12 protein-coding genes are annotated in these 12426 nt (G+C 60.3%); 6 read left to right on the forward strand and 6 right to left on the reverse strand.

Annotated elements, in window-relative coordinates:
* Window positions 1–110 precede the first annotated feature (110 nt).
* Window positions 111–3230, forward strand: coding sequence for a TonB-dependent receptor (locus YP76_RS20580; protein ID WP_232307667.1), 3120 nt, complete (start codon window positions 111–113; stop codon window positions 3228–3230).
* Between the two features lie 3 nt (window positions 3231–3233).
* Entirely contained in the window at window positions 3234–4484 is a 1251-nt protein-coding gene (locus tag YP76_RS20585; RefSeq protein ID WP_046765476.1) for a hypothetical protein, read from the forward strand.
* Between the two features lie 157 nt (window positions 4485–4641).
* Here YP76_RS20585 and YP76_RS20590 read toward each other — a convergent pair whose 3' ends face one another.
* The 5 genes from YP76_RS20590 to YP76_RS20610 form a co-directional block, all read right to left on the reverse strand.
* Complete coding sequence (locus YP76_RS20590; protein ID WP_046765477.1) at window positions 4642–5274, reverse strand: DJ-1/PfpI family protein; 633 nt, start codon at window positions 5272–5274, stop codon at window positions 4642–4644.
* A gap of 404 nt (window positions 5275–5678) precedes the next feature.
* Entirely contained in the window at window positions 5679–6182 is a 504-nt protein-coding gene (locus YP76_RS20595; RefSeq protein ID WP_046765478.1) for a DUF6644 family protein, read from the reverse strand.
* Between the two features lie 9 nt (window positions 6183–6191).
* The gene (locus tag YP76_RS20600; RefSeq protein ID WP_052757530.1) at window positions 6192–6701 is read right to left on the reverse strand and encodes a hypothetical protein; all 510 of its coding nucleotides are present in this window, start codon (window positions 6699–6701) and stop codon (window positions 6192–6194) included.
* A 176-nt stretch (window positions 6702–6877) separates the two neighbouring features.
* Complete coding sequence (locus YP76_RS20605) at window positions 6878–8077, reverse strand: tyrosine-type recombinase/integrase (protein ID WP_046765479.1); 1200 nt, start codon at window positions 8075–8077, stop codon at window positions 6878–6880.
* Between the two features lie 392 nt (window positions 8078–8469).
* Window positions 8470–9375 (reverse strand): DMT family transporter, encoded by a 906-nt coding sequence (locus YP76_RS20610; RefSeq protein WP_232307668.1) that lies wholly within the window; start codon window positions 9373–9375, stop codon window positions 8470–8472.
* 34 nt (window positions 9376–9409) lie between these two features.
* On the opposite strand from YP76_RS20610, the gene YP76_RS27945 reads away from it, so the two are divergent.
* Window positions 9410–9712, forward strand: coding sequence for a hypothetical protein (locus YP76_RS27945; protein WP_157035845.1), 303 nt, complete (start codon window positions 9410–9412; stop codon window positions 9710–9712).
* 82 nt (window positions 9713–9794) lie between these two features.
* Here YP76_RS27945 and YP76_RS20615 read toward each other — a convergent pair whose 3' ends face one another.
* Complete coding sequence (locus tag YP76_RS20615; RefSeq protein WP_046765561.1) at window positions 9795–10709, reverse strand: LysR family transcriptional regulator; 915 nt, start codon at window positions 10707–10709, stop codon at window positions 9795–9797.
* 134 nt (window positions 10710–10843) lie between these two features.
* Here YP76_RS20615 and YP76_RS20620 point away from each other — a divergent pair, with 134 nt between their 5' ends.
* Genes YP76_RS20620 through YP76_RS20630 form a run of 3 tightly spaced genes read left to right on the forward strand, consistent with a single transcriptional unit; the run spans window position 10844 to window position 12425 of the window.
* Window positions 10844–11806 (forward strand): NAD(P)-dependent oxidoreductase, encoded by a 963-nt coding sequence (locus YP76_RS20620; RefSeq protein WP_052757531.1) that lies wholly within the window; start codon window positions 10844–10846, stop codon window positions 11804–11806.
* Entirely contained in the window at window positions 11803–12213 is a 411-nt protein-coding gene (locus tag YP76_RS20625) for a CidA/LrgA family protein (protein ID WP_046765481.1), read from the forward strand. The genes YP76_RS20620 and YP76_RS20625 overlap by 4 nt, the downstream gene beginning before the upstream one ends.
* Window positions 12210–12425, forward strand: coding sequence for an LrgB family protein (locus YP76_RS20630; RefSeq protein WP_046765482.1), 216 nt, complete (start codon window positions 12210–12212; stop codon window positions 12423–12425). Before YP76_RS20625 ends, YP76_RS20630 begins: the two co-directional genes overlap by 4 nt.
* Window position 12426: the final 1 nt, after the last annotated feature.

Raw genomic sequence — 12426 nt, forward strand, 5'->3', positions numbered from 1 at the left:
AATTGGTCGAGGTCTCCCCTCTGAACGGCCAGCAAACGTGCTTGCCGGCCCAGGGTTTGAGGGAGAAACCAATGCTGGCCAGAAACGCCGCGCGCTTGATGTCCGGGGGAATGCTTGTCGCCCTATCGGCCGTTGCCCTGGTTCCGAGCGCGTACGCCCAACAGGCGGAGCGAAGAACCTATGAGATCGCACCACAATCGCTCGATGGCGCGCTCGCTGCGTTTCGCCAGCAGAGCGGCCTCAACCTCCTCTATCGGACGGACACGGTGCAAGGAATCTCCAGCCGCGGCTTCAAGGGACGCGGATCGCCCGAGCAGGTGCTTGCCGCCTTGCTGGAGGGGACATCCGCTTCGTTCCGCAAGGTCGGCAAGAACAGCTTTTCGATCGTGATCCGGCCGCGAGCGGCACTGACGATCTCAAGCCGCTCGCCGAGCGCCGCGCCGAGGCTGACGGCACAATCGGTCGATCCGGCCGCGGCCGAAGGCGGGGAGCCGGCCGAAGACATCGTCGTGACCGGTTCGCGGATCGCCCGGCCGAGGAACGACACGCCCGTGCCGATCACCGTGGTGGGATCTGCCGATCTCGCCAACTCAGCTGCGGTCAACCTCGCCGACCTGTTACAGGAATTCCCGGCGTTCGGTGTCGGCCTTGGTAACGCCAACACATTCCGCAGCGGTGACGCGGGCGCGGCGTTCGTCAACCTTCGCGGACTCGGGACCAATCGCAGCCTCACCCTCGTGAACGGCCGGCGGAGGGTCTCGGGGTCAAGCAGTTCCTCCGCGGTCGACATCAACACCATCCCGCCGTCGATGATCGAGCGTGTCGAGATTATCACCGGCGGCGCATCGGCGGTCTATGGCGCAGACGCGGTCAGCGGCGTCGTCAACATCATCACCAAGCGCAACACCGAGGGCGTGGAATTGTCCGCGCGCGGCGGCATGAGCCAGCATGGCGGGGCGAACAATGCGGCGCTCGGTTTCTATGGCGGAACCCACTTCGCCGACGGGCGCGGCTTCATCAATTTCGGTGCCGCCTATACGACGAGCGGCCGGCTGCGTTCGAGGCAGCGCGATTTCGGCCAGTATCGTGTCGCCACCGACGCCAACCCGGCCAACACCGGGCCGAACGACGGTATTCCGAACCAGATCACCCTGGTCAATCTCAACGACACCTACGTCACCTATGACGCCAATATGTTCGTCGGTGGGAAGACCTATGTTTATGGCGCGAACGGGCTGCAGCCGCTCGGCGGCAAGATTGTCCGGCCGGGTTCGCTCGGTTCGGTGATTGGCGATACGGGTGCGAGCTATGCGGACTGGATCGAGCTTCGTTCGCCGTCCGAAGTGATCTCTCTGCGCAGCGACCTGAGCTACGAGATTACCCCAGGGGTCTCGGCTTTCCTGGAGGGAGAATTCTCCAAGACCTATTCGAAGAGCCTCGAGCAATATTACCGGTTCGACGAGCGGACCATCTGGTTCAACGGACTGGGCGGTCCGCAGATCGCACGCGACAACATATTCCTGCCCGCGTCGGTCGGCGCGCTGATGGATGCGAACAAGCTCCAGAAGCTGCCCGTTCGCCGGGCGATGAAAGAGTTAGGCGACCTCGACAACATCCACGATCGCCATAGCTGGACGATCGTCGCGGGCCTGGAAGGCAAGCTGGTCGATCGCTTCGACTGGCGCGTGTCCTATCAGCGGGGCGAATATAACGACAATTTCACCTTCAAGAACATGCTGATCGGACAGAATTTCCTCTATTCCGTCGATGCAATTGCCGGACCCGATGGAAAACCCATGTGTCGCAACGCAGCAGCCCGCGCGGCAGGATGCGTTCCGTTCAATATCTTCGCACGCGATGACCTCACCCAGGCCCAGCGCGACTATTTCGTTCGCGACCGACTCCAGACGATCAAGAACGTGCAGGAGGTGGTGTCGGGCCAGATCACAGGCACACTGTTCGACCTGCCTGCCGGCCCGCTCGCCTTCGCGGTGGGGGGCGAGCATCGACGCGAGAAGCTCGTCACGCACGATGACGGCCTGTCGCTCTCCCATGCGATCGACTTCATAGGCCTGGCCGTGCCGCGCCAGCCGATCGACAAGGGCTTCACGGTCAATGAAGGCTATGGCGAGCTGCGCGTCCCGATCCTGCGCGATCACCGTTTGTTGGGGTCGCTCGAGGCGGAAGGCGCGCTTCGCATTTCAGACTATAGTTCGATCGGTCGGACCACGACCTGGAATGCCGCCGGCACATGGGCGCCGATCCGCCAGGTCCGACTGCGGGCATCCTGGGCGCGTTCGGTTCGCGCGCCCAACCTCGTCGAGCTCTACGGACCCAGATCGATATCGATCGTCAACTTCGTCGATCCCTGCGATGCGCCGCGGCTCGGCGAGACGACCAACCGTCGCGCCAATTGCGCCGCGCTCGGCGTCCCGGCAAACTTCCGCGACACCTTCGTTGGAACAACCGTGACGAGCGGCGGCAATCCGGACCTGAAAGCCGAGACCTCGAACAGCTTCAGCGTCGGCGGTGCCGTGAATTTCGGGCCCCTCAATGCCTCGATCGACTATTTCCATATCAAGCTCGCCGATGCTGTGACGTCCTTCGCAGCCGATGCGATCGCGACCCGTTGTGTCGATGCGAAGACGATCGACAATATCTTCTGCAAGTCGATCAAGATCGACACGGACGGCAGCCTGATTGCAATCAACAGCTCGCTCCTGAACGTGGCGCGTCAGGAAACCCAAGGTATCGACTTCGCCCTGGACTATGCGCGCCAGGTCGGTCCGGGAACGCTGCGCATCGGCGGGACGGCGACGTTACTGCTTCAGCTCGAACTCCAAACCGACCCCAACGATCCGAACACGTTGGTGATCCAGGATGGACGCTTCAGCAATCCGCGCTGGCTCGCACGGCAATTTGCCGAATACCAGATTGGTCGCGTCTCGGCCCGTATCGAAAATCAATTCATCAGCAAGTCGATGATCGATCCGCAGGCGAGCAAGGAGACCTATGACCTGCCGACGGTGAGCGCTCGCGTCTATACCGACCTCACCCTAGGCTATAAGCTCGGCCGCACTTATACCTTCCGGGCCGGTATCAATAATCTGCTCGACGTCGAACCGCCTTTTACTGCATCCACCTATCTCGGAGGGGGCATCAATGGTAGCGCGGTGCGCTACGACAATGTCGGCCGCTTCTTCTTCCTGGGCGTCGAGGCGAAGTTTTAACCGATGCGGCCAGCTCTCCTCTTCGCGGCGGCGCTGATCACCGGAACGATCGCGCCCGCCGAGACAGCTTATGCCCAGCGGGCGGTAACCCCAGTCGTCGTCGGCTCGCCCTTCGAGGAGCGCTGGCCCGAGGCGCCCTATCCACGAAACATCTGGACGATGCAGGTGTTCGACGGTCGGTTGTTTCTCGGTGCCGGCAACAGTTCCAATTTCGATCCGTCCCCCAATGCTGGGCCCGTGCCTGTCGTCTCCTATGACGGCAAGCGCTTCCACACCGAGTTCTCGGTCGATGAGGAGCAGATCGCCCAATATTATCCCGACGGTCATGTCCTCCTCATTCCCGGCCATGACAGCCGGGATGACTGGTCGTTCGGCAACATGTATCGTCGTACCGATCGGCACTGGACGAAGGTGCGCAACGTCCCGCGCGGCCTCCACATCTACAGCGTGCAACGTTTCCACGGGCACCTGATCGCGGCGGGCGGTTCTTATGGTCAGCCGATCGACGCTTGGATCTCAGGCGATGACGGCGCGAACTGGAAGCCCGCTGCGTTGCTTCCCGGACCGGTCAGCCGGGATGGGCAGGTTACGGGAGCGGCGCCGCTCGAAAGATTGGTCGGGAAAGGGTATTTCGGGCGCCTTTGGTCGCTCTTCGAACTCGGCGATGCGCTCTATGCAAGCGCCACCGCACCGATGCGCCCGGTTGGGGAAACGGGCGTGCAGACGGTCGCGTCGCTGTTCCAGTTTGACCCCGCGCAAGAGGGATTCATGCCGATCATCTTCGGCAGCAGCGTTCCGCTCTTTCCTGATCTTCAGGCAGGGGCGTCGGACAAGATCCCCCTCGTGCGACGCTGGGCGCGAATTGACGATCAGACGGTCTATATTGGCGGCTGGCAACACAACGACCACCAATGGCTTCCCTTTGGCGTCTATGCAGCAACTTCGCTCGAGCAGACCCGGCGCCTGCCGCTACCGGACGACCAGATCCCTTGGGACATCCTCGTGCACAAGAATCGGCTCTACTGCCTGACCGCCAAATCGAAATCGGAGGGAGGCTATGCGGTCACGATCTTCCGGTTCGATCGCGCGCTCGAGCACGCGACGCCGATCCTCACCTTCGCCGCGCCGACGTTCGCGCGTTCCTTCGCGGTGTTTCGCAGGCAATTCTATTTTGGCCTCGGGACGGAAACCGGGAAGAGCGTAAGACTATCCGAAGCGGCCGGTACGGTGCTTCGGACGTCTCTAATCCCTTAAGCCTCCTAAAGTGACAGGTACACATAAGCATCATTAAGATTGCCGGTCTGATTTATGCGAAACAGCCCATGCCTAGGCGATGCAGCCGCGTACTGCTCTGCAGCGCCCTATAGTCCGTCACAGACTCCTTTCTTCGAGAGCCCTGAAATCCGTAAAATTAGATAGTGGACACCTGAGGCATGCCACGCCACGACGCAGCAGGCTCCGGAATTCGCATGAGCTTACGAATGTGGTTAGAGTTTTCTTGTGAAGTCAGTACCGTCAGCAATTCGAAGGCAACTTCAATCGCGGTGCCGGGTCCTGTAGAAGTAATAAGCATGCCGTCGACAACAACTGCCTCATCTACGAACTTCGCGCCATAATGCTCGAGTTGTGCTCGCCTTTTACCGCCAATCTGGTGATAGATGGTAGCGCGCCGGCCTTTCAGCACGCCTGCGGCGCCAAGTGACAGAGATGCCACGCATACGGATGCTACTGGCTGCTGCTTATCTGAGAACCTTCGGATAATGTCGCTGAACCGCTGAGATAGCGCGTCTTCATAAAAGCCAGCGCCTTCAAACCCGCCAGGAACCGCTACTGCGTCGAAAGAATCTAGATCGAGCTCACCTACCAATGCCTGAGGAATAACAGAAAAGCCAAAAGTTGCCTTGAGTGGGGAGCGCAACCCTGCTGAGACGAGCTCGATCGGTTCCTCTCCATCAATATTGGCCCAGCCTAGAACATCGGTAAATCCCGCTGCCTCAAGCGGCTCGAAGCCATCGGCGAGAAGAAGCAACACACGCTTGGTCATTGCGATCCTTTCCTTGAAGTGAATATACTTTTCCCGATGGAAACGTTTACACTGATCTCAGTAACCAATTATCTGGCCGCTGCCTATAATTATAGTTTACGCCATAGGACGAATATATATATTAAATCGTCAAAATAATTTCTTAAAAGGTCACTGTGAATGATTTCATTCATGAAACTTTTACTACTTTAGATCCGATATCGGATTGATATTTTTTAATTTAAATCACCTCTACAATTGTAAAAAACTGAAGATCACTATGCAAACGTCAGCTATATTAGATTTAATACATGTTTCGATCTGCAGTCAGAAGATGCTGGAGCCGAAATATTAAATTCCGGATTCTGGAATAATACTCGATAATTGCGAATAGACGGTGAGGAAAATGAAGTGCATTTCGCTCCTCATTCATAGAGGCCGAGCGTGAAACCGATCATCCGGCTGCAAAAGACGGTGCCGATCCAGAAGACGAGCGAGAACGCGCCCGCAAGCTTCGCAGACATTGGGCTAACAGCAACAGTGTCCCAAACGGCGATACCGCGCCAGGTGAGCAGGTGGAATATCGCGACATTGATGCCAGCCAGTCCCAATAGCACCAGCTTCGCGAGGAAATAGACGTTGATCATGTAGATCGGGGCCTTGCTCATGAACAGCAGCACGCCGCTCAGCGTGACGAGACCGAATGCCGGGACGGCAAAAAGCAACGTTGCGCGCGTTACCGCCGTCACCGCGACCGACCGTGACGCAACGCCGAGCAACCGTAGATCGAGCACAAGGATCGTACCCAGCATCGCTACCAAAGCAATCACATGCACTGTTTCGAGCGTTGGGAATGCCCAATCCGAAGAAGCCAGATACTGGCCGAGCCGGGACGCTTCGAGCGTATGCCAAATGGGTTGGAGATTCACCGCATCCTCTCAAACAGGCACATAATAGATCCAGCGACCTGCGATTATCGTCGCGCACCAGAGCAGGATCACAAATACTGCTCCCAGACGAACCACAGCATCAATCTTGCGCAACGCCCTCAGTTGAACCGCTGCGCTCAAAAGAATGATGCCGAACACGAGGGTCATCTTGATCCAAAAAACCGCATTTAGCAGTTCACGAGGAGGATCGCCGATTACCAAGCCAATGCCGCTCAAAATGAGCATGGCCAGTCCTGCCCATAGCCAAGGCATGAAGCGATCTATTGTGCCCGGCAATGTCCCATAGAGCGGGCCGATTCTCAGGATATGTGCGTTGACCATAATCGCCGATCCGAATGCAGTAGCGATCGACAGGATATGCGCGGTCTGCAATGCCGGGATGATGTAGAAATGGTCGCGAACGAAGATGCTGATCGGGGTATCCGATAGCCAGAGTGACAGATCGACTAGCGCCGTCGTGCGCAACCATTCGGTCGCAGCGAACAGCAAATCACCCACTGACGACACCCCGGATCCCTTACTTGGCTTTCACCCTCATCCGAGTCGATGTGGGCGCTTCATTGTATGGCTATAAAGCATACTCAATGGCATGGGATGTCTTTGTGTAGCGCTTTGTCGAATAATGCGGCCATGTGGCCCTCCTACACCAAGGTGTAGTCCAAGGTCGGCCATCCTCAACCACGAACCTTGGAAAGGACGCGCGCTGCGACGTTGCTGCGAACGGCGAGCTTTCGGCCGTAGCGCAACGCGGTGGCCGGGGAACTCCAGCGCAGCGCCTGGGCGATGCCGACACCATCTTCGCCTGCGGCAAACAGATCCTGCGTGAGGCCAACGCGTAGGGAATGAGTGGACAGGGCTTGGATCGCGTCCTGCAGCTTGCCCACCGGCAGCGTGACCAGTCCCTTTTCATAGGCAGCGAGTGCCACACGGCGGTAAATGCCGTTGACGCCCTGCCGGGTGAGCGGGGCTGCTCCGATGGAATAGGTCGTTCGCGCCAGAGCGGTCTCCGGCTCGGCTTGTCGCGCGCGCCGCCGATCGACACCGACCCTGCGAAACAGCGGTCCTTCTTGGATGCCACTTGCATCATCCCAGGCATGAACCCGTCGCATGGTTTCGACCGAGAGCCATGCCCAGGCGCCTTCGCCATCCTGGTCAGTCTTGGAGAAGGGGATGAACAATGTCGCCGAGCCATCCTCCTGCGGATCGATGTGCAGACTTTCCACCACTGTGAGTTCGCTGACGCGCAAGCCTGCGTCATAGCCCAGTGAGAGCAGGGCGGCGTCGCGTAGCCCCTGCAAATCGGCTCCACAGGCGTCGAGTAGCGCGGCAAGGGTGAAGCCCTTGGTGACGTGGGCATCCAATGCCTTGCCCAGTCGCAAAGGCGCGGCCTGGCGCTGTCTAACGCCCTGGCGCCGGCGAACGGCTTTGAGCGCCGCGCGCACCATCGGCGCATCGGTAGGGGCGCTTTCGCTGGCCAACCCCATCATGCGGTGCACGGAGCCGAGGCTCGCGATGCGCCGCGCGAGAGTCGCGGGCTTCTTGCCCCTGGCGTCGAGGGCATTCACATAGCGCACCATATCTTCGGGATCGGCCGGCAGCGGTGTCCGGCTTTCCTCGCCGCACCAATCGCGCCAGCAATCAAGATCGGCGGCGATCGCCGCCTTCGTCGCGTCGGCCATAGCCGCCAGCGTTGTCTCGAGCCCCAGCTGGCTGATCGGAGGCAGATCGATTGGCACGATGCCGCCGATCGTTCGCAAAAGCCGCATGTCGATGGTTTCGACGTCCGTGCTACGCGGGCGCTTCGGCAACGCCGCCTCCGCGGTCTTGACGACGATGATTTCCGCATTGGAACCGTTGGTGGGTTTCTCGGACATCGCTTGTTACGTGCCCGCGCGCGGGGTATTGCAACTATGCGGCACAAAGCGCGGCACATCTGTGCCGCGTGCTTCCCACGGCTTCTTCGCGATCGGCATTTTGCCCCTTCCCTGCTGATATCACGCTTCTATACTTACCATAACCTCTCATTATGGTAAGTGAGAAATCGCGCGGGGAGGGGCTTCAAATAGGTAATCTGACCGCACGCAGCGTTGGTCCGATAGCCTAAGCGCTTTCGGCCTGTTGGCCGCTTTGCTCGGCCAGACACTCACATGGAGGGCGTTATCCTGGGTCGCCCTGTCCGTGCCGCTCGCCGTCATCCTTTGCTACTGGCCACTGCGACGGCCGTTCGATCGAAAGCCACCCTATGACGGTACATCCCGTCCGCGCGCTAGTCGGCCTCGCCGCGCTTGATCGACGGCACGGCGATGGGCACGGCGATTCCGACCAGGATCAGCAGCATGCCGGCCACATGATACCCCTGTAGAGCTTCGCCCAGGAGCGGCACCGCGAGCAAGGCGCCGAAAAGCGGCTGCAGGCTGATCGTCTGCCCCGCCATGCCTGCGCCGATCTCACCCACCGCCATGTTGTATAGGAAGTAGGCGACGACCGAGGGCAGGATCGCAACATAGGCGATGCCGCCGATCGACTTGTGCGTCAGGATCACCGCCTCGGTCTGCCACTCGTGAAGCGCGAATGGCAGCATGGCGATTACGCCGACGAGGAACGTCAGAGCGAGGAAGCTCAGCGGATCGATGACCGGGCGTATGCGCAGCAACGCGGTATAGAGCGACCATGCCACCACCCCGCACAGCACCAGGGCATCGCCCCGACCGAAGCTCAGTGTCGCGAGGGCCGCAGGATTGCCGCGAAACACGATCACCACAACCCCGGCAGAGGCGATCAGCACGCCGATGATCTGGAAGACGCGCGGCCGAACGCGAAATAAGGCGAAATCGAACAGCAGCACCAGTGCAGGAATGGCAGCCTGAATGAGCAGGCCATTGGTTGCCGTCGTGTAGCGCAGGCCGGAATAGAGAAAGGCGTTGAAGCACCCCACACCCACCGCGCCCAATAACAGGATCTTGCCCCAGTTCCGCAGAATCGCTGGCTGGTCCGCCACGATCTTGGGCCAAGCGAACGGAAGCAGGACCATGAGCGCCCCCGACCAGCGGCAGAAGGCAAGCGTGAAGGGCGGAATCTCGCTATGGACGGCGCGCGCCGCAATCGAGTTTCCCGCCCACAACAGCATGACCAGCGTCAGCATTGCATAGATACGACCGCGACTGGGTTGCACCCGATTCTCCTTCTCGTCGCTCCGCTAGGCCCGGTTGGACGCGTCGTTCACTATTGTCGATCTCGTTCAGCTCGACGCCGAATGCGGCTCAAACGGCGCCGCACCATGCATCGCGGATCGCCCATGGCAGGTTCGCACGCTATTGGTCATTGCGAATGGTTTGCAAAATATTTTCGTACCCATGGTCGCCGCTTGTGACCAGTATCTGTCTAAGCAGGCCATTTATCGGCATAAGATTGACGGTGAAAAATCGCTTTCCCTCATTAATCGGACCTGGGCGCAGGATGCGTATATTTCTACCTTTAATGCGCCGGGAGGCGTACACTTGTGTTTCTGATTAAGCGGATTTCGATCCCAATCGATCAGACAACCCAGTTCGGGGAAACACGCACAAGACAAGCGAGAAGCGCAGCACGCTCTCACGGTAGGCCTTCGAGCTTTGCAGCCATGAAATTGAGAAAAGCGCGCACCTTGGGCGACAAGGTCTTCTTGGGCGGGTAAATCCCCCATATCGCGCGTTCTGGCCCTGGGCGGATCGCCCAATCCCAATCCGTCAGCACGGCATGAAGAGCGCCGGCTTCCACGGCGTCGATCGTCAGCCAGGTTGGCAGCAACGCCAGACCCAGGCCGTCGATCGCGGCGCGCAGCATGGCGTCGGAATCGTCGGACCGGAATGCGCCGGCGACCCTCACTTCCGTCTGAACGGCATCCGCTTCATTTGCGCTGGCGAAGAACCACGCATCGCGCGCCTGCAAGGCGAAGAGCAGGCAAGCATGATCGGCAACATCGGATGGCGAGGCGGGAACACCGGTACAGTCCAGATAATCGGGACTGGCGACGATCACACGCCGATGCCGCGCCAGCTTGCGGGCGACCAGCGTTGAGTCGGCGAGCGCGCCGATGCGGATGCCGAAGTCCATGCCCGTTGCGATCAGGTCGACCGTCTCCTCGGACAGATGGAGATCCAGCCGGATATCGGGATACAGCCGGTGGAACTCTGCCATATGGGGAATGACGTGATGCCGCCCGAAGGCCCCCGGTAAGGCCACGCGCAGGAGACCCTGCGGACGCGCGTTAAGGGCCGTGGTCGCCTGACGCGCATCCTCCACGTCCGCAAGGATCGCAACAGCGCGCTCGAAGAAGGCCGTGCCAGCTTCCGTCAGATGCAGCGACCGGGTCGACCGGTTGAGCAAGGCGGCGCCGAGATCATGCTCCAGATAGCTCACATAACGTGAAACGGTCGATACCTTGAGGTTCTGCTCCTCCGCCGCGCGTGAGAAGCTGCCAAGATCAACCGCTCGCACGAATGCGCGCATAGCTGCCAGATAGTCCATCGCCTTCATCCCCTGAAGTTGCGGCCTTCTCCTCTCATTTTTCCCATTCCTGCAAAAGTCGTTTCCCGTTCCGGCGATTTTTCAGGACGGCAATTTGACGCACAATCCAAGCATTCACTGGATTGGATAGCATCATGACAACCACCGCCACCCTTCCCGCCCCCGATGCCAATATTCCCGATTCTGCAAGAATATCGACCGTGTCCGTGATCGGACTGGGTCATATGGGCAGCGCGATCGCCCACAACCTGCTGGCCGATGGCCTCGACCTTATCGTCCATGACCGCGACGCCCAGCGTTGCTCCGCACTGGTCGCGGCCGGCGCCCGCGCCGCTGCCGAACTGTGCGACCTGGCGGACGCGGACGTGGTCATCACCTCGTTGCCGAACGACGAGATCGTGTCGAACCTGGTCTTCGCGAGAGACGGCCTGATCGACGTGCTCAAGACCGATGCCGTGCACATTTCGATGAGCACGATCAGCCCCGGTCTTTCGCGACGCATGGCGGAAGACCATGCCCATTCCGGTCAGGGCTATGTCGCCGCGCCCGTGCTCGGCAACCCCGATCTCGCCGCCGCCCGCAAGCTGTTCGTGCTTGCCTCCGGTGAAGCCGCGACGGTCGCGCGCGTCACACCGCTGTTGGCGCGCCTGGGGCAGCAGGTCTTCGATCTGGGCGAGAATGCAGCGGCCGCCAATCTGATGAAGCTGGCCGGCAATGTGCTGACCGCGCAGACCCTGCAGGGCATGGGCGAGGTGATCGCACTGCTGCGCAAGGCGGGCGTGGACCCGCATCGGGCTTTCGCCGTGCTGACCGGATCGCTGTTCGATGGCAAGGTCCACAAAACCTATGGCGGCAAGATCGTCGAGGAGCGGTACAGCCCGCCGGGCATGACGGCACCGCTCGCCGTCAAGGATTTGCGCCTCGCATTGGCCGAGGCGGAAGTCGCGGGCGTCCCGATGCCGACTGCCAGCCTCGTTCATGACCGGCTGGTCGCGCTGGTGGCCCGCGGCTGGGCGGCCCTCGACTGGTCGGCGCTCGGCGCTTTGGCGGCAGCGGATGCCGGACTTCCACTCATGCTCGACGCGGCGGCGCGATGATCCCTTCGTTCCTGATCCTGCTGGGCTGCGAGTTGGCGGGCGAGGCAATTCGAATCCTGCTTCGCCTGCCGATACCCGGTCCGGTGATCGGTATGGTCCTGCTGACCGCCTTTCTTCTTCGGAACGGGCACTCCAATGATCGGTCGATCGTCGCGCCTTCGTCTCTCGACATTCTTTCCGACCGGCTGATCGCCAATATGGGGTTGATGTTCGTTCCGGCCGGCGTCGGCATCATCGCTGAAACGGATTTGCTGCGTGCCCAGTGGCTCGCCATTCTAGGCGGATTGGTCGGATCGACGGTGCTGAGCCTCGCCGTCACTGCCCTGTTCATGCACCACGCCGCCTGCCGCAACGCCGGACATGAGCTCCCTGCCCCATTGGCAGGACCGGAGGGAATCCAGTCATGACCCGTGAAGTTCTGGCGGTATGGACGCCGATGTCCCTTTCGCCTCTCCTGTGGATCGTGCTGACGCTGGGGGCTTATACTGCGGCGCAACGGGTGCAGCGCGCTTGTCGCGATACCGCCTTTGCCAATCCCGTGCTGATCGCGATCCTGCTGGTCGCCGGGATCCTGCTCATGACCCGGACGACATATCATACCAAAACCTGTGGAATCTGAC

Source organism: Sphingobium chungbukense (assembly GCF_001005725.1).
GTDB lineage: Bacteria > Pseudomonadota > Alphaproteobacteria > Sphingomonadales > Sphingomonadaceae > Sphingobium > Sphingobium chungbukense.